At 67.9% G+C, this 22,427-nt stretch carries 19 protein-coding genes and 5 pseudogenes; 13 read left to right on the plus strand and 11 right to left on the minus strand.

Annotated elements, in window-relative coordinates; translation table 11 throughout:
* Positions 1–83 precede the first annotated feature (83 nt).
* The 9 genes and pseudogenes from IQ220_RS08940 (at position 84) to IQ220_RS08980 (ending at position 6,616) form a co-directional block, all read left to right on the plus strand.
* A pseudogene (locus tag IQ220_RS08940) lies at positions 84–556 on the plus strand (F0F1 ATP synthase subunit B').
* Complete coding sequence (locus IQ220_RS08945; RefSeq protein WP_193914459.1) at positions 553–1,074, plus strand: F0F1 ATP synthase subunit B; 522 nt, start codon at positions 553–555, stop codon at positions 1,072–1,074. The pseudogene IQ220_RS08940 and the gene IQ220_RS08945 overlap by 4 nt, the downstream one beginning before the upstream one ends.
* Positions 1,074–1,622 (plus strand): ATP synthase F1 subunit delta, encoded by a 549-nt coding sequence (gene atpH / locus IQ220_RS08950; protein WP_186698811.1) that lies wholly within the window; start codon positions 1,074–1,076, stop codon positions 1,620–1,622. Before IQ220_RS08945 ends, atpH begins: the two co-directional genes overlap by 1 nt.
* 89 nt (positions 1,623–1,711) lie before the next feature.
* The gene (gene atpA / locus IQ220_RS08955) at positions 1,712–3,229 is read left to right on the plus strand and encodes a F0F1 ATP synthase subunit alpha (protein WP_193814660.1); all 1,518 of its coding nucleotides are present in this window, start codon (positions 1,712–1,714) and stop codon (positions 3,227–3,229) included.
* An 18-nt stretch (positions 3,230–3,247) separates the two neighbouring features.
* A pseudogene (locus tag IQ220_RS08960) lies at positions 3,248–4,200 on the plus strand (F0F1 ATP synthase subunit gamma).
* A gap of 77 nt (positions 4,201–4,277) precedes the next feature.
* On the plus strand, positions 4,278–5,000 hold the full coding sequence (locus IQ220_RS08965) for a TIGR02466 family protein (protein WP_370566397.1): 723 nt from the start codon (positions 4,278–4,280) through the stop codon (positions 4,998–5,000).
* On the plus strand, positions 4,960–5,325 hold the full coding sequence (locus IQ220_RS08970) for a 2Fe-2S iron-sulfur cluster binding domain-containing protein (RefSeq protein WP_186698819.1): 366 nt from the start codon (positions 4,960–4,962) through the stop codon (positions 5,323–5,325). Before IQ220_RS08965 ends, IQ220_RS08970 begins: the two co-directional genes overlap by 41 nt.
* On the plus strand, positions 5,322–5,537 hold the full coding sequence (locus IQ220_RS08975) for a hypothetical protein (protein ID WP_186698821.1): 216 nt from the start codon (positions 5,322–5,324) through the stop codon (positions 5,535–5,537). The genes IQ220_RS08970 and IQ220_RS08975 overlap by 4 nt, the downstream gene beginning before the upstream one ends.
* A complete protein-coding gene (locus tag IQ220_RS08980) occupies positions 5,534–6,616 on the plus strand; it encodes a DUF3326 domain-containing protein (RefSeq protein ID WP_370566398.1) in 1,083 nt (360 codons plus the stop codon). Before IQ220_RS08975 ends, IQ220_RS08980 begins: the two co-directional genes overlap by 4 nt.
* Positions 6,617–6,628: 12 nt before the next feature.
* On the opposite strand, the pseudogene IQ220_RS08985 reads toward IQ220_RS08980, so the two are convergent.
* The 6 genes and pseudogenes from IQ220_RS08985 to IQ220_RS09010 form a co-directional block, all read right to left on the minus strand.
* Positions 6,629–7,062, minus strand: a pseudogene (locus IQ220_RS08985) (23S rRNA (pseudouridine(1915)-N(3))-methyltransferase RlmH).
* 19 nt (positions 7,063–7,081) lie between these two features.
* Positions 7,082–8,194 (minus strand): alanine dehydrogenase, encoded by a 1,113-nt coding sequence (gene ald, locus IQ220_RS08990; protein ID WP_193914463.1) that lies wholly within the window; start codon positions 8,192–8,194, stop codon positions 7,082–7,084.
* Positions 8,195–8,264: 70 nt separating this feature from the next.
* A complete protein-coding gene (locus tag IQ220_RS08995) occupies positions 8,265–9,956 on the minus strand; it encodes an NAD+ synthase (protein WP_193914465.1) in 1,692 nt (563 codons plus the stop codon).
* Between the two features lie 13 nt (positions 9,957–9,969).
* Positions 9,970–10,550, minus strand: a pseudogene (locus tag IQ220_RS09000) (nicotinate-nucleotide adenylyltransferase); the annotation flags it as partial.
* Positions 10,547–11,908, minus strand: a complete 1,362-nt coding sequence (locus IQ220_RS09005) for a DUF697 domain-containing protein (protein ID WP_193914467.1) — start codon at positions 11,906–11,908, stop codon at positions 10,547–10,549. The pseudogene IQ220_RS09000 and the gene IQ220_RS09005, both read right to left, overlap by 4 nt.
* Positions 11,905–12,921 carry a CNNM domain-containing protein gene (locus IQ220_RS09010; protein WP_186698832.1) on the minus strand — a complete coding sequence of 339 codons (1,017 nt, stop codon included), beginning with the start codon at positions 12,919–12,921 and terminating at the stop codon, positions 11,905–11,907. Before IQ220_RS09010 ends, IQ220_RS09005 begins: the two co-directional genes overlap by 4 nt.
* A 115-nt stretch (positions 12,922–13,036) precedes the next feature.
* On the opposite strand from IQ220_RS09010, the gene IQ220_RS09015 reads away from it, so the two are divergent.
* Entirely contained in the window at positions 13,037–14,368 is a 1,332-nt protein-coding gene (locus IQ220_RS09015) for an aminopeptidase P N-terminal domain-containing protein (RefSeq protein ID WP_186698834.1), read from the plus strand.
* On the opposite strand, the gene IQ220_RS09020 is transcribed toward IQ220_RS09015, so the two are convergent.
* Complete coding sequence (locus IQ220_RS09020; protein WP_255460124.1) at positions 14,349–15,104, minus strand: TIGR01548 family HAD-type hydrolase; 756 nt, start codon at positions 15,102–15,104, stop codon at positions 14,349–14,351. The genes IQ220_RS09015 and IQ220_RS09020 overlap by 20 nt on opposite strands.
* Positions 15,105–15,190: 86 nt before the next feature.
* On the opposite strand from IQ220_RS09020, the gene IQ220_RS09025 reads away from it, so the two are divergent.
* Positions 15,191–15,682: a 30S ribosomal protein PSRP-3 gene (locus IQ220_RS09025; RefSeq protein WP_186698835.1), complete on the plus strand. Its 492-nt coding sequence runs from the start codon at positions 15,191–15,193 to the stop codon at positions 15,680–15,682.
* Positions 15,683–15,861: 179 nt separating this feature from the next.
* On the opposite strand, the gene atpC is transcribed toward IQ220_RS09025, so the two are convergent.
* Both atpC and atpD read right to left on the minus strand, forming a co-directional pair.
* A complete protein-coding gene (atpC, locus tag IQ220_RS09030; protein WP_186698837.1) occupies positions 15,862–16,272 on the minus strand; it encodes an ATP synthase F1 subunit epsilon in 411 nt (136 codons plus the stop codon).
* Positions 16,263–17,762 (minus strand): F0F1 ATP synthase subunit beta, encoded by a 1,500-nt coding sequence (atpD, locus tag IQ220_RS09035; protein WP_193914469.1) that lies wholly within the window; start codon positions 17,760–17,762, stop codon positions 16,263–16,265. The genes atpC and atpD overlap by 10 nt, the downstream gene beginning before the upstream one ends.
* A 255-nt stretch (positions 17,763–18,017) precedes the next feature.
* Between atpD and groES the strand changes: the two genes are divergently transcribed.
* Entirely contained in the window at positions 18,018–18,329 is a 312-nt protein-coding gene (gene groES, locus IQ220_RS09040; RefSeq protein WP_186698842.1) for a co-chaperone GroES, read from the plus strand.
* Between the two features lie 83 nt (positions 18,330–18,412).
* Positions 18,413–20,046, plus strand: a pseudogene (gene groL, locus IQ220_RS09045) (chaperonin GroEL).
* A 464-nt stretch (positions 20,047–20,510) separates the two neighbouring features.
* Here the strand turns inward: groL and IQ220_RS09050 are convergent.
* Both IQ220_RS09050 and IQ220_RS09055 read right to left on the minus strand, forming a co-directional pair.
* Positions 20,511–21,275 (minus strand): hypothetical protein, encoded by a 765-nt coding sequence (locus IQ220_RS09050; RefSeq protein WP_193914471.1) that lies wholly within the window; start codon positions 21,273–21,275, stop codon positions 20,511–20,513.
* Positions 21,272–22,420, minus strand: a complete 1,149-nt coding sequence (locus IQ220_RS09055; RefSeq protein WP_370566399.1) for a GSCFA domain-containing protein — start codon at positions 22,418–22,420, stop codon at positions 21,272–21,274. The genes IQ220_RS09050 and IQ220_RS09055 overlap by 4 nt, the downstream gene beginning before the upstream one ends.
* Positions 22,421–22,427: the final 7 nt, after the last annotated feature.

Here is a 22,427-nt window from a genome sequence, read left to right on the forward strand (position 1 = left end):
ACGGTTGGTGGGGGCATCACGCCCCTGCCATCTGGCAGCTCGGCCCCCCTTTCCATCCCGATCCTTCCAGCGCATCGATTCCCATGACCAGCTGGCTTCTGCTCGCCGAAGCAGGCGCACCCGAGGGAGGTCTCTTCGACCTCGACGCCACCTTGCCGCTGATGGCTGTGCAGGTGGTTCTCCTCACCTTCATCCTCAACTCGCTGTTCTTCCGTCCCGTCGGCGGGCCGTTGAGGAGCGCGAGGGCTTCATCAGCACCAGTCGCGCCGACGCCAAGCAGAAGCTGGCCCAGGTGGAGCGGCTGGAGGGCGACCTGCGCGAGCAGCTCAAGGAGGCCCGCCAGCAGGCCCAGAAGCTGATCGTGGAAGCCGAGCAGGAAATGGATCAGCTCTACCGCTCTGTGCTGGCTGCAGCGTCCGCAGAGGCCAACGCTCAGCGGGAAGAGGCCCGGCGTCAGATCGATGTCCAACGGGATCAGGCCCTCGTCCGCCTCAGCGGAGAGGCCGATGGCCTGGCCGATCTGATCGTCTCCCGTCTGCTGGCCCCAGCGCCATGATCCCCATGTTCCCTCTTTTCGCCAGCCACGGCAGCTTTGGTCTGAACCTCGATCTGTTCGAGACCAACATCATCAACCTGGTGATCGTGATCGCCGCCCTCTGGAAGTTCCTTCCCAGTTTTCTGGGCGGAATCCTGGAGCGCCGCAGGGCCGCCATCCTCGGCGATCTCGACGATGCCGAGCAGCGCCTGAGTCAGGCCAATGCCAGTCTGTCCGAGGCTCAGGCGGCCCTGGCCTCAGCCCAGCAGAAGGCCGAGCAGATCCGGGTGGATGGCAAGGCCCGGGCCGCCGCCATCCGAGCTGAGAGCGAGGCCCGCACCGTCGATGAGATGGCCCGCCTCAAGCAGGGCGCCATGGCCGATCTCGATGCGGAGGCCGCAAGGGTCACCGAGGGCCTGCGCCGGGAAGCCGCCAGGCAGGCGATCGACAAGGTGCTCGCCAGCCTTTCTGGGAAGCTCGATGCTGCAGCCCAGGCCCGTCTGATCGATCAGTCCATCCAGAATCTGGGGAACGTCTGATGCCTCTGCTCAACAGTCTTGCCAGCCCTTACGCCGAGGCCCTGCTTCAGGTCACCGAGGCTCGCCAGGAAACTGACGATGTGGCCGAACAGGTCCGTGACCTGCTCGGCATCTGGAAGTCCTCTCCCCAGCTGCGGGAGGCCATGGGCTCTCCGGTGCTGGAGCCTGAGGCCAAGAAAGCTGCCCTTGACGCCCTGTTTCAGGACCAGACAGCCGCGTCCCTCCAGAATCTGCTCAAGGTTCTCGCTGATCGCCAGCGGATCGCTGCCCTTGATTCGGTGCTGATGCGCTTTCTCGAGCTCTACCGCGAGCTCCGCAACATCGCCATGGCCACCGTCACCTCAGCCACGCCCCTGAGCGAGGAGCAGCAGCAGCAGCTCACCGCCAAGGTGCAAGGCCTGGCTGGCACCGAGGCCGTGGAGGTTGATCTGCAGATCGACCCCGCCCTGATCGGCGGTTTCATCGTCAGCGTGGGCTCCCAGGTGGTAGACGCCAGCCTCTCCGGCCAGGTCCGTCGCCTCGGTCTGGCCCTGGCCAAGGTCGGCTAACAACCCAGAACCTGCGCTTCGGGAGTCTCCCCTCCCGCTCCCTTCACTCCCCCCCAGTTCCCTCCATTCCCCCTGCGGGGATTTCTCCCATGGTTTCCATCCGTCCTGACGAGATCAGCGCCATCCTCAAGCAGCAGATTGAGGACTACGACAAGTCGGTGGCCGTCAGCAACGTCGGCACCGTGCTGCAGATCGGCGACGGCATCGCCCGTGTCTACGGCCTGCAGCAGGCCATGGCCGGTGAACTGGTCGAATTCGAGGACGGCACCGAGGGGATCGCCCTCAACCTCGAAGACGACAACGTCGGCGTGGTGCTGATGGGTGAGGGCCGGGGAATCCAGGAGGGCAGCACTGTCAAGGCCACCGGCAAGATCGCCTCCGTGCCTGTGGGCGACGCCATGCTCGGCCGGGTGGTGAACTCCCTGGGTCAGCCGATCGATGGCAAGGGCGACATCGCCACCACCGACACGCGCCTGATCGAATCGATGGCGCCTGGCATCATTCAGCGCAAGTCGGTGCACGAGCCGATGCAGACGGGCATCACCGCCATCGACGCCATGATCCCGATCGGCCGGGGACAGCGGGAGCTGATCATTGGCGACCGGCAGACCGGCAAGACGGCCATCGCCATCGACACGATCATCAATCAGCGTGGCGAAGACGTGGTCTGCGTCTACGTGGCGGTGGGCCAGAAGGCCGCCTCGGTGGCCAACGTGGTGGAGGTGCTGCGTGAAAAGGGCGCTCTCGACTACACCATCGTGGTGGCGGCCAGCGCCTCCGAATCGGCGGCCCTGCAGTACCTCGCCCCCTACACCGGCGCAGCCCTGGCTGAATCGTTCATGTACAAGGGCAAGGCCACCCTGGTGATCTATGACGACCTCACCAAGCAGGCCCAGGCCTACCGCCAGATGTCCTTGCTGCTGCGTCGTCCTCCCGGGCGGGAGGCCTATCCCGGCGACGTCTTCTACTGCCACAGCCGCCTGCTTGAGCGTGCCGCCAAGCTCTCCGATGCCATGGGCAAGGGGTCGATGACGGCCCTGCCGATCATCGAAACCCAGGCTGGTGACGTGTCGGCCTACATCCCCACCAACGTGATCTCGATCACCGATGGTCAGGTGTTCCTCAGCTCCGACCTGTTCAATTCCGGCCTGCGGCCTGCCATCAATGTGGGCATCTCGGTGAGCAGGGTGGGTGGTGCCGCCCAGACCAAGGCGATCAAGAAGATCGCCGGCACCCTGAAGCTGGAGCTGGCCCAGTTCGATGAACTGGCGGCCTTCTCGCAGTTCGCCTCGGATCTCGATGCTGCAACCCAGGCCCAGCTGGGACGCGGCAAGCGTCTTCGCGAAATCCTGAAGCAACCCCAGTTCAGTCCCCTGATCCTTGCCGAGCAGGTGGCCGTTGTCTATGCGGGCGTCAAGGGCCTGATCGATGAGGTTCCCGCCGATGCGGTGGCCCAGTTCTGCCGTGAGCTGCGGGAGTATCTGAAATCCAACAAGCCTGACTACATCTCGAAAGTGCAGACCGAGAAGGTTCTCAGCGAGGAAGCTGAAGCCATGCTCAAGGAGGCCATCGCTGAAGTGAAGTCCACCATGCTCGCCTCGATCTGAGCAGGAGAGAACGAACCGATGGCCAACCTCAAAGAAATCCGGGACCGGATCAGTTCGGTCAAGAACACCCGCAAGATCACTGAGGCGATGCGCCTTGTGGCTGCGGCCAAGGTGCGCCGCGCCCAGGATCAGGTGCTGCGCAGTCGCCCCTTTGCCGATCGCCTGGCTCGCGTGCTGGAAAACCTTCAGTCGCGCATGGGCTTTGAAGATGTGGACGCTCCTCTGCTGGAGTCCCGCCCGGTTGATCAGATCACCCTGCTCGCTGTCACGGGTGATCGTGGTCTCTGCGGCGGCTACAACGCCAACATCATCAAGCGCACAGAGCAGCGCCACGCTGAGCTTGTGGGCCAGGGCTTCAAGGTGGACCTGGTGCTGATCGGCCGCAAGGCCATCAGCTACTTCCAGAATCGCGCCAGCATCTACACCATCCGCGCCACATTCACAGGCCTTGAGCAGGTGCCCAGTGCGGAGGAAGCCAGGGCCATCTCCAATGAGATCCTGGCTGAATTCCTCTCGGCCTCCACCGACCGCGTGGAGATCATCTTCACCAAGTTCATCAACCTGGTGAGCTCCAGGCCTGTCATCCAGACACTCCTGCCCCTGGACCCCCAGGGCATCGCCACCCCCGAGGATGAGATCTTCCGGCTCACCACCCGCGAAGGTCGCCTGGTGGTGGAAGCCGGCAACTCCGGCAACGTGCCCCTGCTCTGCCTTCAGACATCATCTTTGACCAGAGTCCGGAGCAGCTGCTGAACGCCCTGCTGCCGCTCTACATGCAGAACCAGTTGCTGCGTTCCCTGCAGGAGGCGGCCGCCTCGGAACTGGCCAGCCGGATGACGGCCATGAACAATGCCAGCGACAACGCTAAGGCTCTCGCCAAAACGCTGACGCTGGACTACAACAAGGCCCGCCAGGCTGCCATCACCCAGGAGATCCTGGAGGTTGTGGGCGGTTCTGTCGCCATGGCCTAGGCCCGCCAGGCCTCAGCTGCTGAATCCTCCCCTTGGATTGTCCAGGCTCAGAGCTCCATCTCAGGCCGCTGTTCCCGGTGGCCATCGCCGAGGTGCAGCGACGCCCTGATCCGCTTGAGCTGGCCATCCAGCTGCAGGATCTGCTGGCCCTGCGCGGTGACGCCTGCAGCAATCCTGACCCCGGATGCGCCTGGACCGGCGATCTGCAGGGGGTGTGGCAGCTGCATCGCCACGCCACCTTTGCGCCCCTGGTGCGACAGCTGTGTGGCCATGCCGCAGAGTTTCTGGAGCAACTTGGTTTCGCGCCAGAGCGGGTGGCCCTGCAGGTGCAGCGCTGCTGGCCGGTGCTCAGCGAGTTCGGCCAGGTGGTGGGCCGCCACCACCACCCCAATGCCCATCTCAGCGCGGTCTATTACTTCACCGGCGATGGTGGCGGCGAGCAGGGCAGCCTGCGCCTGTTTGCGCCGACCACGGGCAATGAGTTGGTGCCTGGCATGGCCGTGGGCCATGACGGACCCTTGCGGGCCTCGGCCTGGACCCAGCCGTGGGTGGATGTGGCTCCCCGCGCCGGCCTGCTGCTGCTGTTCCCAGCCAGCCTCGATCATGCGGTGCTGCCGAACCGCGATCCCGACAGCCTTCGCTGCTCCCTGAGCCTGGACCTCGTGCTCAGCGCTCCCGCCGGAACCGCCCCACCGGAATACCTCGCACCCCATCCAAGCCACTGGCAGGATCTCGGTTCCGGACCGATCGGCTGGGAGGATGGACAGCACCAGCCCGACGACGGACGCCTCCGTGACTGACGCGCCCCAGACTTTCACGATCACAGCTGAGATCGACGGCACCAGCCACACCTTCCCCTGCCGGGCCGACCAGACCGTGCTGGCGGCGGCCGAGCTGGCCGGAGTGCCCCTGCCCAGTTCCTGCTGTTCCGGGGTCTGCACCACCTGTGCGGCTCTGATCGGCTCGGGCCAGGTGCGCCAGCCCGACGCCATGGGGGTGAAGCCGGAGCTGCAGGAGAAGGGCTATGCGCTGCTGTGCGTGTCCTTCCCCACCAGTGACCTGACCCTCAAGGCCTGCATGGAGGACGCTCTGTACGACCTCCAGTTCGGCCAGTACCAGAAGTGAGCGCCCCATCCAGCGCCGAGTTCCTCACCCCCGGCTCGCTTGAGCTCAGATCTGTCGAGCTGCGGTTGCAGCGCTGTCCGGGGGCCCTGCTCCCCCAGGTGCTGGCGGCCCTGGCCTTGCACGGCCGGCCGCTGCGCTGGGCCATCACTGGAGTGTGCGGCGATGGCCTCACCCTTGAAGCTGTCGTGATCGGCCCGTCCGGCCGGCCGTGATCGCCCCTGAAGCGGTGCTGTCGCCACCGCTGCCCACCCTGTTGGTGGTGCCCACGGGCATCGGCTGCGCCCTCGGGGGCTATGCCGGCGATGCCCTGCCTGCCGCCCGACTGCTGGCAGCGGCCAGCGGCTGTCTCATCACCCATCCCAATGTGATGAACGGGGCGGCGCTCTATTGGCGGGACCCCCGCATCCACTATGTGGAGGGCGCGGCCCTGGATCGCTTCGCTGGCGGCAGCCTGGCCCTGCGACCGGTGCGGAGCCAGCGGCTCGGGGTCCTGTTCGACGACGGCATTGAACAGCCCCTGCTGCAGCGCCATCTCCAGGTGGTGGACGCTTGCAGGGCCACCCTGGGGCTCACGGTCGGCCCGGTGCTGGGCACCGCTGGGCCGCTGCAGGTTCGCCTGGAGCGGGGCCCCAGTGGGGCCAGCTGGGGCGGCCTGGGCCGGCCTGATCTGCTGCTGCAGGGGGCGGAACGGCTGCGGGCCGCCGGAGCAACGGCCATCGCCGTGGTGGCGCGCTTCCCGGACGATGCCGATGCTGAGGCCCTGGTGGCCTACCGGGGCGGCTCCGGCGTCGACGCCCTGGCCGGTGCCGAGGCGGTGATCAGCCACCTGCTCACCGATCAGCTGGGGCTGCCCTGTGCCCATGCCCCCGCCTTGGCTGGCCTGCCCCTGAACCCGGCCCTCGACCCCAGGGCTGCCGCCGAAGAGCTCGGCCACACCTTCCTCCCCTGTGTGCTGGTGGGCCTCAGCCGGGCCCCCGACCTGGTGCCGCTCTGCAACGGCCGCCCGGCCTGGGCCGATCCGGGCCTGCTGCTGCCCGAGCAGATCGGAGCGGTGGTGGCTCCGGCCGGTGCCCTGGGGGGAGCGGCGGTGCTGGCCTGCGCCGAGCGGGGTGTGCCCCTGATCGCCGTGGAGAACCCCTGCGTGCTGCAGGTGGATGGGGCGGCCCTGGGGCTGGAGGTGCTGCCGGCGCGCAGCTACAGCGAGGCCGCCGGCCTGGTGCTGGCCCTGCGGGAGGGGATCTGCCCCACGGCCCTGAGTCGGCCCCTGCCGCCCCTCAACCCGGGGGGGTGAACCTCTGGGGCCTCACTCCCGGTGGTAGGGCCCGCCCTGGAGGATGGTCTGGGCCCTGTAGAGCTGCTCCACCAGCAGCAGCCGGGCCAGCTCATGGGGGAAGGTGAGGGCCGAGAGGCTCAGCTGCCAGCTGCCTCGGTCTTGAGCTGGGCATGCAGACCATCGGCACCACCGATCGCGAAGGCCAGCCTGAGGGAGCCGCGCTGCAGCAGCTGAGTGGCCAGTTGGCGCGACGGCAGGACCTGGCCCTCCTCGCTGAGGGCGATCAGCTGCTCATCGTGGCGCAGCTGGGCGCGGATCGCCTCCGCCTCGCGCAGGGGATCGCTGTCCTTGAGCTCCACGATCGTGAGCCCCGGCAGGCGCTTGGCGTAGTGCGCCAGTCCATCCCGCACCCAGCTCCTGCGCAGCTTGCCCACTGCGAGGATCCGGATCCGGCTCGGATTCAGCATGCGGGGGGCTCGCCGCTCAGCGCAGACAGGCCATCGGGTGCCGCGGCGACACGCCGAGGGCCCTGGCGACGCCGGGATGGCAGACAGCCCCATCCACCGTGTTCAGCCCGGAGAGCAGCTCCGGCCGGTCGGTGACGGCCTCCGCCAGCCCCCGGCCCGCCATCACCAGGATGTAGGGCAGGGTGACACTCATCAGGGCCTCGGTGGAGGTGAAGGGCACCGCCCCGGGCATGTTGCCCACGGCGTAGTGCTGCACGCCGTGCACGGCATGCACGGGTTCGGTGTGGGTGGTCTCCCGGCTGGTGGCGATGCAGCCCCCCTGGTCGATGGCCACATCCACGATCACCGAACCCGGCTTCATCCGCTGCACCAGCTCCTCCTCCACCAGGGTGGGGGCCCGCCCCCCCGGGGTGAGCACGGCCCCGATCACCAGGTCGGCACCGGGCACCAGGCGCTCCACCAGGCTGCGGCTGCTGACCAGATTCACCAGCCGGCCGCGGCGGTCGGCCTCCAGCTGGCGCAGGCGCTGGGGCGAACGGTCCAGCAGGAACACTTCGGCGTCCATGGCGGCGGCGATGCGAGCGGCGTTCCAGCCCACGGTGCCGGCCCCCAGCACCACCACCCGGGCCGGCCGCACACCGGTGCAGCCGCCCATCAGGATGCCGCGGCCGCCGTGGGGCTTCTCCAGCAGATGGGCGCCCACCTGGGCCGCCAGCCGACCGGCGATCTCGCTCATCGGCGCCAGCAGGGGCAGGCTGGTGTCTTCCAGCTGCACCGTCTCGTAGGCCACGGAGGTGGTGCCCGCCTCCAGCAGGGCCCGGCCCACGGCCGGGTAGGCGGCGAGGTGCAGATAGGTGAACAGCACCAGGTCGCTGCGCAGGTAGACGAATTCCTCGGGCTGGGGTTCCTTCACCTTCACCACCAGGTGGGCGGCCCAGGCCTCCTCGCAGCTCACCAGCCGGGCGCCGGCGGCACTGAAGTCGGCATCCTCCATGCCGGCGCCGAGGCCGGCGCCCTGCTGCACCCGTACCTCCATGCCCTGGCCCACCAGCTCCCGCACCCCATCGGGGGTGAGGGCCACGCGCCGCTCGTCGCGCTTGATTTCCGTGGGCACACCGATGCTCGCCATCGGCGCTGTGAGGGGAAGGGACGAAGCCTGGGCAGCCATGCAGACGCGGTAGGCGTGTCCCCAGACTGGCTCAGCCAGCGGCGATCGGCATCCGCCAGCCGCTGCCGAAGGCGTGACCGCTCACTTTGAGCACCGGTGCCGCCTGGCGGCGCTTGAACTCCGCCCGCTGCAGCAGCCCATGCACACGGGCGGCCAGGGCGGGGTCGCTGCCCTGGGCCACCAGCTCCTCGGGGCTGCGGTGCTCCTCCACCAGGGCCTGGAGCAGGGGGTCGAGCTGGCCGTAGTCGGGGAGCGAGTCGCTGTCGCGCTGGTCGGGGCGCAGTTCAGCGCTGGGGGGCTTCTGGCGGATGGCCGCCCCGACCAGCTCCCCCTCGGCCGGCAAGCCCAGGGCCGCGCGGCAGGCGGACGATTCCGGGCTGTCGAGCCAGGCGCACAGGGCAAAGACGGTGCTCTTGTAGAGATCGCCGATCACGGCCAGGCCCCCGTTCATGTCGCCGTAGAGGGTGCAGTAGCCCACGGCGAGTTCGGATTTGTTGCCCGTGGAGAGCAGCAGCGGGCCGTCCTGGTTGGCCACCGCCATCAGCAGGGTGCCGCGGATGCGCGATTGCAGATTCTCGGCTGTCAGCCCCGCCGGCTCCTGCCCCAGGGCTGGTGCCAGAGCTGCATCGAAGCCGCCCATCAGCTCGGCGATCGGCACCGTGTCGGTGTCCAGGCCCAGGCGGCTGGCCAGGGCCAGAGCATCGGCCAGCGAACCCTCGGAGCTCCAGGGGGAGGGCATCAACAGGGCCCGCACCTGGCCCCCCCCCAGGGCCGCCACCGCCAGGACCGCCACCAGGGCGGAGTCGATGCCGCCGCTGAGGCCGAGCAGCGCCCGCCCAAAGCCGCACTTGGCCGCGTAGTCGCGCACCCCCAGCACCAGCGCCCGAAACAGCTGCTCGATCGGTTCAGGCAGAGCCCTGACCAAGCCAGTGCTGTGCAGGGGGTTCCAGGGCTCCAGGGCCTCCTGGCAGCTCGGCAGCTGACACACCACGGCCCCCGCCCGGTCCACCACAAAGCTGGCCCCATCGAAGACCAGCTCGTCGTTCCCTCCCACCTGGTTCACGTACACCACCGGACAGCCCAGCCGCCGGGCCGCCCGGGCCCCCAGGGCATGGCGCAGGGCGGCCTTGCCTGGGTTGAAGGGGGAGGCCGAGAGGTTGATCAGCAGGTCGAGCTCCTGGTGCTCCAGGGCCGCCAGTGGATCCGGTCCCGCCAGACGGTGACCCTGGAGCTCCTCCTCGACCCACAGGTCTTCGCAGATGGTGAGCCCCAGCCGCAGGCGACCAGCCTGGCCGTTCAGTTGCAGCACGGCCGGCGCCGCCCCCGGGCGGAAGTAGCGCTGTTCATCGAACACGTCGTAGGTGGGCAGCAGCTGTTTGCGCGCCACCACCCGCCAGCTCCCCGCCTGCACCAGGGCCAGGGCATTGAACAGGCTGGGCAGGGCTGAGCTGCCACTCGGCTCGGCGATGCCCACCAGCACAGCCACCCCCGGGCAGTGGGCAGCCAGGTCTGCCGCCAGCTGCCCCAGCACCCGGGCCTGGCTGGCCAGGCGCGACCCTTGCAGCAGCAGGTCCCGCGGCGGATAGCCCCAGAGCGAGAGCTCGGGGGTGAGCACCAGCTCAGCCCCGCCGCTGGCCGCTTCGCGGCAGGCCCGCAGGATGCGCTCGCCATTGCCCCGCAGATCTCCCACGAGGGGATTGAGCTGGGCGAGGGCGAGCTGCATCAGGCTGGGGATGGCCATAGAGATTCTGCTGCTGCAGCACAGGCCAGACGCTGTCGGGCACCTGGGCGCGATCCGGCTGGAGGCGCAGGGACGAACTGGCGCTGGCCGGAATCGCCAAAGGCAGCACCTCAATCTGGGCGCCGAGTCTGTGCAGGGGGCGCAGATCGGTCTCTGCCACGGGCCAGCCACCCGCGGCACGATTGCCAGCCGGCAGCGCTGCAGCAGCTTCTCCGCCTCTTTCCAGCGCGGGATCTGGGGGGCCAGGTCACTGCCAACCACAAACACCAGCTGAGCCCCAGGCCAGGTGGCGGCGGCCCGCTCCAGGGTGGTGATCGTCCAGGGACTGCTCAGCTCCTGATGCTGCTCCAGCCGCGGTTCATGGAGGCCCCGCACCAGGGCCCCCAGCAGCGCGGCCCGCTGGGCCAAGGGGGCACCATGCTGCTTCATCGGATTGTCACTGGCCCAGGTGGCCACCCGTGGGAAGTGCTGCAGCAGCCCCTCCAGCAGGGCCTGGTGGCCCCGGGTGGGGGGGTCGGCACTGGTGCCGAACAGGGCGATGGCGTCGCCCCCAGCGTTCAGGCCAGGCCGGCTCATGGCAGCAGGCCCTGCCAGGGGGGCGGGCTGGAATCCCCAGGCGTGGCGGCCTGGGAGCGCTCCGGCCAGGTGCCCAGCCACAGGCGCACCTCCGGGTCACTGGCGGCCAGCCTTCGCAGCAGCGAACCAGGCCGGCCCCCGCCCCTGGCGGCCCGGACCAGTTCCAGCGCCGCCAGCCTGCCGGTGCGGCGGGTGGTGTGCACCGCCAGGGCCGCCTGGGCCACCGCCACCGGCGCGGCAGGGACAAGGCTCAGGCCGCCACTCAGGGGCGCCGCCGCCAGCAACAGCTGCTTCAGGCCCCCCAACAGGGCCTGGAGGCCGAGCTGGGCGCCGCCCAGCAGGGCGTTGTGGCCACTGAGCCGCGTCAGCAGCTGCCGGGCCCGGGCCCCCTCCATCGGCAGGCCGTACAACTGGCAGAGCTGCATCACCAGGGCGGTGTCGCTGGCCAGGCCACCGGCCAGATCGAGCAGCACCAGTGGATTGGCCGCCACCCCCGCCGCCTTCAGGGCCGCGAACCTGCCGATCAGCCCCTGGGCCGCCCGGCGGCTGTGCCCCAGCCGCGCGGCCTGCAGAGCCCGGTGGAACCGCTCGGCGGCCCTGAGGCTGTTGATGGCCAGCAGCAGCTCACCCTGGCTCTCCAGCAGGGCGATCAGCAGCCGCTCCAGCGGGGCCACGGAGGGCTCCAGGGGCTCGCTGCGCACCCGCCCATCGGCCAGCAGCCGCGCCCGCCGCGGCGCCGCGGCCACGGCCACCAGCTCCAGCTGCCGCGCCTGGGGCGGCAGCCGCCGCCGGATGCTCTCCAGCAGGCCTTGGCGCTGCTCGGCGGGCCAGCAATCGCACCTGTTGAGCACCAGCAGCACGGGCTTTCCAGCGGCCAGCAGCACGTCCAGGGCCTGGCGCTCGATGGCGCTGAGATCGGCGTCCAGCACCATCAGCACCAGATCGCAGCCCAGGGCCACCCGGCGGGCCAGCCGTGCCCGCGCGGGCGCTCCGATCTCGTCGAGCCCTGGGGTGTCCACCAGTTCCGCAGCGGTCAGGCCCGCCAGCGGCTGGGGCCACAGTGCCGCCTGCTGGTGGCGCGTGCAGCCGTGGGCCACGTCGGTGGCGAAGGCCTGGCGCCCCAGCAACGCGTTCAACAGGCTCGACTTCCCCACGCCCACCCGGCCGTAGACGGCCAGCCGCGGTTGCCGCTGGCGCAGCCGCTGCAGCTGGCGGTCGAGGGCGGCCAGCTGGCCCTGCAGCACGCTCGCTTCGCGGCCACTGAGGCTGAGCGATCGGCGCCACTGGTCCAGCAGCAGCCTTGCCCGCTCAGGGGAGTCCGGTGGCCGCTGCCGCTGGGCGGGAAGGGTGGGGCTCATGGCGCCGAGGCCTCAGCACTCCCCTGGGGGCGACGCCACCAGCCGGCCAGCACGGCGAGCACGGCCTCGGCGCCGATCACCCCCACGAAACCGCCGAATTCATCCACCACCACGCGCACACCGCCGCTGTTGCGGCGAAAGCCGGTGAGCAGGCGGTCGGCGCGAATCATCTCCGGCACGTACTCCACCGCCTCGCTGAGGTCGGCAGGCGTGCGCTCGCCATGGCCCTGCAGCAGGGCCGTGAGCAGCTGTTCCCGGCTCGCCACGCCGAGAATTTCATCCACCTCCTCGCCGAGCACCACCCACCAGGGGGCGTTGGTGGCCAGCAGTTCCGCGCGGGCCTCGGTGAGGGTGGCCGCCCCGCGCAGGGTGGGAGCGGCCACCCTGGGGGTCATCAGATCCCTGGCCGTGAGGTCGTTGAGCTGAAACACCTTGGCGATCATCGCGGCCTCATCGGCTTCGATCTGTCCCTTCTGGGACCCGAGTCTGGCGAGCAGGCGAATCTCCTCCTCATCCGTGCTGATCTCGCTCTCCGCCGTGATCGCCGGCAGGACCAGCTCCAGCAGCAGCACCAGGGGAAGCATCAGCCGGCCCAGCAGGTAGAGGGCCGGGGCGCTGGCCAGGGCGACCGGCAGGGCCATGCGGCTGCCCAGCGCCTTGGGCAGGATTTCCCCCAGCAACATCACCAGCAGCGTCAGGCCCACCGAGAACAGGGGCAGGGCCACGCCCTCCACGCCGTACCGGGAGAACACCTGGGCGGCATAGCCCCCCAGCATCAGGCTGCCGAAGATGTTGAAGCCGTTGTTGGCGATCACCAGCACCGAGAGGGTGCGGCCGAGGCGCTGGCGCAGCTGGGCCAGGCGTCGGGCGCCCCGCACCGGTCTGCTGCGCGCCTGCAGCTCGTGCACCCGCAGGGGGTTCACGGTGAGCAGGGCGGCCTCCACCCCGGAGCAGAGGGCCGAGCCCACCAGCACCACCAGCACCAGCAGGGCCAGAGCCACCAGGTCGTTCATTCAGGTGGGGGCAGGCCCGTTGCCATCGAAGGGGTGGATCGCTCCATTAAATCCGCCTGCGCCACCGCTGTCGCCCACGGACCGTCAGCATGGTCGCTGCGCAGGGTTCGTCAGCATGGCCGCAACGGCTCTTCCCGATGTGTCGATTCATGCCGAGCGGCGCGCCCGCTTCCTGCAGCAGCTCGGCGGTGCCGCGGCGGTGATCCCGGCGGCCCCGCTGGTGACCCACCACGCCGACTGCGAGTACCCCTTTCGGCAGAACAGCGATTTCTGGTATCTCACCGGCTTCGACGAACCCGATGCGGTGGCTTTGTTCCTGCCCCACCGCCCAGACTCGCCCTTCGTGCTGTTCGTGCAGCCCAAGCAGCCCAGCGCTGAAGTGTGGACCGGCGTGCGCTGGGGCACCGAGGGCGCGGTGGACCAGTTCGGGGCCTCGGCGGCCCATCCGCTCTCGGAGCTGCCGACCCGACTGGCCGACTACCTCGAGGGCGCCGAGGGCATTGCCTTCCGGGTGGGTCGCCACCCGGCGGTGGAGCCCCTGGTGCTGCAGGCCTGGGGCCAGCAGCTGGACCGGGCGCCGAGGCGGGGGGGCGCTGCCCTCGGCCTGGTGGCCCCCTGCCCGCTGCTGCATGCCCTGAGGCTGCGCAAGGGGGAGGATGAACTCGAGCGCCTGCGGGAGGCCGGCCGTATCTCGGCAGAGGCCCATGAACTGGCCCGGCAGGTGGCCCGCCCCGGCCGGAATGAGCGGCAGGTGCAGGCGGTGATCGAGCAGCATTTCCTGGAGCAGGGGGCCCGGGGACCCGCCTATGGCTCGATCGTGGCGGGCGGCGACAACGCCTGCGTGCTGCACTACACCGCCAACAGCGCTCTCCTGCGGGACGGCGATCTGCTGCTGATCGATGCCGGCTGCAGCCTGGCCGACTACTACAACGGCGACATCACCCGCACCTTCCCGGTGAACGGACGCTTCAGCGCCGAACAGCGCGAGCTCTATGCCCTGGTGCTGTCGGCCCAGGAGGCGGCAGTGGCCGCCGTGGCCCCGGGCCACACCGCCGAGGCCGTCCACATGACCGCCGTACGCGTGCTGGTGGAGGGCCTGATCGAGCTGGGCCTGCTGAGCGGCAGCGTCGACGGCGTCATCGAGCAGGGCGCCTTCCGGCACCTGTACATGCACCGCACCGGGCACTGGCTCGGCCTGGACGTCCATGACGTGGGGGCTTACCGACTCGGCGAGCACCCGGTGCAGCTGGAGCCGGGCATGGTGCTCACGGTGGAGCCGGGGCTGTACGTGAGCGACCGGCTGGCCGTGCCGGAGGGCCAGCCCGCCATCGCGGAGCGCTGGAAGGGCATCGGCATCCGCATCGAGGATGACGTGGCCGTCACCGGCCGGGGCCATGAGGTGCTGACGGCCACAGCCCTCAAGAGCCTCAGCGCGATGGAGCGCTGAGCGACGCCAGCAGGCGCTCCAGGCGCTCCGGCAGGGCCTGGGTGCTGGGGATCACGGCGTCGGCCCCGGCCTGGAGCAGGGAAGCCTCGTAGCGGCGGAGTGCGGCTGGATCGCTGCGCAGGTGGGGAGGTGCCACCCCGAGGGCGAGAAGGGGCTGCTCGGGCAGCTGCTGCCGGGCCCGCACCACGGTGAGCACGTCCGCCACGGTGTCGCCCAGGTAGAGCACCGGTGGGCTGGAGGCCAGGCCCAAGGGTGCTTCGGCCAGCTGGGCGGCCAGACGCAGCAGGCCTGTGGGATCGGGTTTGTCCGGAGCATCGCCCATGGCGAGCAGGGGAGGCTGCTCCAGGCCCAGCCGCTGCTCCAGCACGTAGCGGGCGGAGGGGGGTTCGGCACCGCTCACGAAGCCCCAGGCCACCTGGGCATGGCTGAGCCACGTGAACAGGGAGGCGTCCACCAGCAAGGGCTCCTGGCCGATGAACCCCTGCCACAGGCCCGGATCTCCGTGGGGGTCGCCGCCGAAATAGTGACGGCTGAACACCTCCACCAGGGCCTGCCGCTGGGGCAGGGGGGTGTGGCCGTGGCGGCGCAGCAGCTCCAGGGAGGCATCCCAGTCGTTGTTCCAGCGACCCTCGCCCTTGAGGGCGTCGATCGTGGTCGCATCCGGCCGCCAGCCGGCGTAGTGCTGCACGGTTTCGGCCAGGGCGCGGCGGTAGCTGCCGGACACGTCACGGATCACACCGTCGATGTCGAAGAGCTGGACAGCGCGAGGACTCAGGGGGCTGCGGAAGCTCGGCTGATAGGTTAGTTGTTTGACTTTCTGCCTTGAGCGCCGACACCATGCCAGCCACCGAAAGCGCCGCCGGCGCTGCCGTGAGCGATGCGCCCGAGGTGGCCACCGCCACTGAAGACACCGCCTCTCAGGGACGTCCGGTGATGCGTGGTGGCAGCGCCGCCCTGGCCTCAGCCACCATCGATGAGGACGGTGTTCCCTCGGGATACACCCCCAAGGCCGATGAGGGCCGCTTCCTGCTGAAGATCCTCTGGCTTCCCGACAACGTCGCCCTGGCGGTCGATCAGATCGTGGGCGGCGGGCCGAGCCCCCTCACCGCCTATTTCTTCTGGCCCCGGGAAGACGCCTGGGAAACCCTCAAGAGCGAGCTCGAGGCCAAGAGCTGGATCACAGACAATGAGCGTGTTGAGATCCTCAACAAGGCCACCGAGGTGATCAATTACTGGCAGGAGGAGGGCAAGGGCAAGAGCCTTGATGAGGCCAAGCTCAAGTTCCCCGATGTCACCTTCTGCGGTACCGCCTGAGGCGCTGCGGCGGCTCTTCTGCTTCCGTCACCATCGTCAGATGCCTCCGTCAGGTCATCAGCGTCCCGGTCGGGACGCTTTTTTGATGGCCGGGGGGATCACGCCAACTGGTGCCTGTGGCTTGACGGCCCCATGGAACCATCACTCCATGGGGCCTCAGCCTCGCTGAGCGCCGAGGCTCAGGACTGGCCCCGGGTGGCCTGGAGCCAGGCCCGGGCCTTGGCGAGGGCCTGCTGAGCTTTCAGCTTTTCCGTGCTCGGAGTTGTGCCCTCAAAGCCGGCGGCGGCGGCCTGGGCCGCTTCGAACTCAGCCTCGGCTGCGGTGGCGTCGATGCTGGCGCCCAACTGGGCGCCGTTCACCAACACCGTGACCTCGTCGGCTTCCACTTCGGCAAAGCCACCGAGCAGGGCGATCGAGCTCCAGGAGCCTCCCGCCCGCAGGCGCATCACCCCTGTGTCCAGGGCCGCCAGCATGGTGACGTGGCCGGGCAGGATGCCCACCTGGCCTGTGGTGCTGGGCAGAATCACCTCTTCGGCGCTGCCATCAAAAACGCTCTGGTCGGGCGCCAGAACTCGGAGAGTCAGGGACATGATGAAAACCTCAGGGTTGAAGGAGCGGGATCAACCCTTGGCATCCGCTTGATCTTCTCAGCCTTGGCCTTCACCTGATCGATGTTGCCCACCAGGTAGAAGGCTGCCTCGGGCAGGTCATCGAGCTCGCCAGCAAGGATCATGTTGAAGCCCTTGATCGTTTCTTCCAGCTTCACGTACTGGCCGGGCATGCCGGTGAACACTTCGGCCACAAAGAAGGGCTGGGAGAGGAACTTCTCGATCTTGCGGGCCCGATCCACCGTGCGACGGTCGTCTTCCGAGAGTTCGTCTAGACCAAGAATCGCAATGATGTCCTGGAGCTCCTTGTAGCGCTGCAGGGTGCTCTGAACGGCACGGGCGGTGCGGTAGTGCTCATCGCCGACCACGGCGGGCTGGAGCATGGTGCTGGTGGAGTCCAGGGGATCCACGGCGGGATAGATGCCCTTGGAAGCCAGGCCACGGCTCAGCACCGTGGTGGCATCCAGGTGAGCAAAGGTGGTGGCGGGGGCGGGGTCGGTGAGGTCGTCGGCAGGCACGTACACCGCCTGGATTGAGGTGATCGAACCTTCCAGGGTGGAGGTGATGCGCTCCTGCAGCATGCCCACATCGGTGCCGAGGGTGGGCTGATAGCCCACCGCAGAGGGCATGCGGCCCAGCAGCGCGGACACTTCGGAGCCGGCCTGCACGAAGCGGAAGATGTTGTCCACGAACAGCAGCACGTCCTGCTTGTTCACATCGCGGAAATGCTCGGCCATGGTGAGTGCCGAGAGGCCCACGCGCATGCGGGCGCCGGGGGGCTCGTTCATCTGGCCGTAGCAGAGAGCCACCTTCGACTTCGAGAGGTCATCGGCGTTGATCACGCCCGACTCCTTGAACTCTTCGTAGAGGTCGTTGCCCTCACGGGTGCGCTCACCCACGCCGCCGAACACCGATACGCCGCCGTGCTCCTTGGCGATGTTGTTGATCAGCTCCTGGATCAGCACGGTCTTGCCCACGCCGGCGCCGCCGAACAAACCCACCTTGCCGCCCTGGCGGTAGGGAGCCAGAAGGTCGATCACCTTGATGCCGGTCTCGAACACCTTGGGCTTGGTTTCGAGCTCGGTGAGCTTGGGAGCCTCGCGGTGGATCGGCGCCGTGAGGGTGGTGGTCACAGGACCCTTCTCGTCCACCGGCTCGCCCAGCACGTTGAAGATCCGGCCCAGGGTGGCTTCACCCACAGGGACGGAGATCGGAGCACCGGTGTCGAGGGCTTCCATGCCCCGCACCAGACCATCAGTGCCGCTCATCGCCACGGCGCGGACCCTGTGGTCGCCGAGCAGTTGCTGCACTTCGGCGGTGAGGGCCACGTCCTGGCCGGCGGAGTTCTTGGCTTCGATGCGGAGCGCGTTGAAGATCTTGGGCAGCTGTCCGGCTGGGAATTCAACGTCAAGCACGGGGCCGATCACCTGCCGGACGATGCCTTTGGTGCCGGAGGCAGTAGCAGCAGCCATATGGGAGGAAGTCGTGGAGGGCGCTGGGCGGGTGGGGTGCTGGAACGATCCCTGCCCGCTGGGAGCCGGGCAACCTTACCACCGGGCCGCTCAGCAAAGGCGCCTGGCGGGCTGAGCAGGGTTCGGTGACCCGCACACCGGATGGGGTGGCTGGAGGGCGGTCGCGCCGCATAGGTTGGCACTCGCAGGGCCAGAGTGCCAACTCGGGTCTTGCATGGCGTCTCTGGCGCCATGTCGTTGCTATCGCATCTATCCATGGCTGCTGTTTCCCTCAGCGTCTCCACGGTTAAGCCCCTCGGAGATCGCATTTTCATCAAAGTCTCTGCCTCAGACGAAAAAACCGCCGGCGGCATCCTTCTGCCCGACACCGCCCAGGAAAAGCCCCAGGTCGGGGAAGTGGTTCAAGTGGGTGCCGGCAAGCGCAATGACGACGGTTCCCGCCAGGCTCCGGAAGTGAGCATCGGCGATCAGGTGCTCTACAGCAAGTACGCCGGTACCGACATCAAGCTCGGCTCCGATGAATACGTGCTGCTGTCCGAGAAGGACATCCTCGCCGTCGTCAGCTGAATTCCAGCTCCACGCTGAGTGCTGTGGCGCGCTGACGCGCTGAACACTCCTTTCACTGTTCTTTCCTACGACCTTTGCCTCCCATGGCCAAGCGCATCATCTACAACGAGCAAGCCCGTCGGGCGCTCGAAAAAGGCATCGACATCCTTGCCGAATCAGTGGCTGTCACCCTCGGTCCCAAGGGCCGCAATGTGGTGCTCGAGAAGAAATTCGGTGCCCCCCAGATCATCAACGACGGCGTCACGATCGCCAAGGAGATCGAGCTGGAGGATCACATCGAGAACACCGGTGTGGCCCTGATCCGTCAGGCCGCTTCCAAGACCAATGACGCTGCCGGTGACGGCACCACCACCGCCACCGTCCTGGCCCACGCCATGGTCAAGGCGGGCCTGCGCAACGTGGCCGCCGGTGCCAACGCCATCACCCTCAAGAAGGGCATCGACAAGGCCTCCGACTTCCTCGTCAAGAAGATCGAGGAGCACGCCAAGCCGATCTCCGACTCCAACGCCATCGCCCAGGTGGGCACCATCTCCGCCGGTAACGACGAAGAAGTCGGCCAGATGATCGCCGACGCCATGGACAAGGTGGGCAAGGAGGGGGTGATCTCCCTGGAAGAAGGCAAGTCGATGACCACCGAGCTGGAGGTCACCGAGGGCATGCGCTTCGACAAGGGCTACATCTCGCCCTACTTCGCCACCGACACCGAGCGGATGGAAGCGGTGCTCGAAGAGCCCTACATCCTGCTCACCGACAAGAAGATCGGCCTGGTGCAGGACCTGGTGCCCGTGCTCGAGCAGATCGCCCGCACCGGCAAGCCTCTGCTGATCATCGCCGAGGACATCGAGAAGGAAGCCCTCGCCACCCTGGTGGTGAACCGCCTGCGCGGTGTGCTCAACGTGGCCGCCGTCAAGGCCCCCGGCTTCGGTGACCGCCGCAAGGCCATGCTCGAGGACATCGCCGTTCTCACCAACGGTCAGCTGATCACCGAGGACGCCGGCCTCAAACTGGAGAACACCAAGCTGGAGATGCTGGGCACCTCCCGCCGCATCACCATCAACAAGGACACCACCACCATCGTGGCCGAAGGCAACGAGGTGGCGGTGAAGGCCCGCTGCGAGCAGATCCGCAAGCAGATGGACGAAACCGACTCCTCCTATGACAAGGAGAAGCTGCAGGAGCGTCTGGCCAAGCTGAGCGGTGGTGTGGCCGTGGTCAAGGTGGGCGCCGCCACCGAGACCGAGATGAAGGACAAGAAGCTGCGCCTCGAAGACGCCATCAACGCCACCAAGGCGGCTGTTGAGGAGGGCATCGTTCCCGGCGGTGGCACCACCCTGGCCCACCTGGCTCCCGCCCTCGAGGAGTGGGCCGCGGCCAACCTCTCCGGCGAAGAGCTGATCGGCGCCACCATCGTGCTTCCGCCCTCACCGCTCCGCTCAAGCGGATCGCTGAGAATGCCGGCGCCAATGGTGCTGTGGTGGCCGAAAACGTGAAGAACAAGCCCTTCAACGAGGGCTACAACGCGGCCACCGGCGACTACGTGGACATGCTGGCCGCCGGCATCGTGGACCCCGCCAAGGTCACGCGCTCCGGTCTCCAGAATGCCGCCTCGATCGCCGGCATGGTGCTCACCACCGAGTGCATCGTGGCTGACCTGCCCGAGAAGAAGGAAGCAGCTCCCGCCGGCGGCGGTGGCATGGGCGGCGACTTCGACTACTGATTCGCCACGGTGTCATCCGGGCGGGATGCTGTCATCCCGCCTCCAGCAAGCGCCCCTCCGGGGGCGCTTTTTTTGGTCGTCCTTGCCGGCTGTTGGGCTGTGGCCCTGCCAGCTTTCTAGGGGCCGGAATGCACTGGCGGCGATTGCGGCGGGGGCTCGAGGGGCTGGATCACTGAGGGTTGGAACACCGGCGGCGGGGACTGGGCCGGCTCGGATGGCCCGGCAGATTGCTGGGACGGCCTTGATGGCTCTCGTGGTGTGGGAGTGGGAGCCTCAGGCTCAGGTTCGAGGGACCTGTCGAGCAATTGCTGGTTGAGCTGCTCTCTGAGGGTTTGAATCTCCTTCTGATTCTGCAGCTCGCGCTGCCGCTGATTATCAACAAAACGGTAGACCGTGACAACAGTGAGGGCAATTGTGCCGATCGCTGCAAATGTGGAGATTGTTGCTTGAAACCTGCTCATCTTTCAGGATTGCCCTGATGACATTACTCTAGCTGTTGCCAGGTTGGCCGCCCTCATGCTCGCCTTCTGCTGCTGTAGCTGAACCCTCAACAGCGGCTCCAGCTGGTTGACGAACAGCCGCTGCCAGTACGCATCCGACATGTGCACGCAATCGTCCCCTGATCTGTTGCGGAGATAACGGGGCATGGTCACCAGGTCGCGATCCAGGGTGTCTGAGGCCTGGGGACAGAGAAGGATGCCGGCCTCCTGGCAGAACGCCTCCAGATGGGTCTGGAAGCGCCGTTTCACCGCCGTTGGCACCAAGCGGTAGTGCTCCATGCGGGCCTCGGGGTCGCGAATCAGGATCACGGGGGCCTCGGTGAGCTGGGGAAACAGGGCCAGGGGCTCATTGAACCAGCGAAACCGCTGGCCCTGACGGGTGATCCAGGGATGCAGGGGCAATCCCTCCAGGCTCAGCCGCAGCAGGGCCTCCGAGAGTGGAAGGCCATCCCGGAAGGCGAACCAGGGCTGAATCCACTGGCCGACGAAGATGATGGCGGCATAGAGGCTCAGATCACGCCGCTCTGTGGGCATGGTGCGATTGCCAAACACCGTGCTGCCTTCCACGCCGTAACGCCCACCCCTGGCACTCCAGTTGCGGTTGGCGGGGGCAGCGGTGATATAGAACTCGGCGCTGTAGTCGCGTAGCAGCCCTTCGTGCAGGCGGCGAATCGCTGAATTCTTGGTATTACCCAGGTGGGAGCCTCCGCACCAGAGGACCCGCTTCATGGGCCGAAGGCCTCCAGCAGGGCCTCTTCGCACTGCAGATCGCCGCTCCGCTGTCGCTGGTTGGTCTGTCGTTGGGCCCGTTGGCCCTGGCGCCGCACCCGGGAGGCGCTTTTGCCCCGCACTCTGGTAGGCATCGTCGCCCCTGGGCTGGTGTCAGCTCCCAGGCCATTGCGGTTGAGGGCCTCGGACCTGTGGGCTTCCAGGAAGGTGTCCATCGCCACGCTCACGCCCTGGCTGCGCACCGAGCGCAGATTGGCCTCGTAGAAGACACCGCGGGCCGCCTGGTTGGTGATGATCTCGTAGGAAGGGAAATAATCGATGGCCTCAGAGCCGGCCGCCAGATCACCTGCCGCCGCCCGCAGCACGGCCTTGGAGTAGGTGGTGGCAGCGAGCACGTGGTCACCACTGGCTGTGGCCGTGAGCGGCACCGGCGACACGGTGAGCAGCATCTGAAAGGAACGGCCGCGCCGCAGGCTCAGCACCACCCGACGGAAGCTCTGCAGCGCCTGAATCACATTGGCGCAGCCGTAATTTCTGAAGGCATACCGTTGTGGCTCGAACTGGCCGGCGATCGTGCCAGGAGCGGTGGGGTACACCGTGTCCTGCAGCCCGCCGGGGCTCACCCAGGCTTCCGTGAGGCCGAGGGTGAAGATGAACAGATCCATGCGCTTGAACATCAGTCTCACCCGGGTGAGGTGATGGCGGCGATGCTCCCTCACGGCATCTGCACTGTCCAGGCCTTCAGGTTCGACGCCCGGCCGCTGGGCATCAAACCAGCGGCCGTCCCGCTCCCAGGCGGGTTCCTGGGGCTGAAAGCGGCCCCGTGCTTCCTGGGCCAGCTGGAGCAGCTGCTGGGCGGTGTAAATGTTGCCGTAGCGGCAGGAATAAAGCGAGAATCCGAAACGCTGATGGTGTTCTTCCGCCAAGGAAAAGGGCGGTCTTTCCAGGTCGAGGACGTTGAAGCGATGCGCCCTCAGATGGCTGGTGATGTGCTGAGCAAAGCAGCTGCCAGCGGTCGCAATCTTGGTTTCTGGGCTGATCTTCCACTTGGGTTGATAGAGATCGCTCTGATCGAAGGGGGAGGCCTCCACCACCGCCTTGCGCCAGAAAGCCCTGCTCGGCAGGGCGCTGTAGGGACTCGTCACGGGCAAT

The sequence above is a fragment of the Cyanobium sp. LEGE 06113 genome (assembly GCF_015207615.1).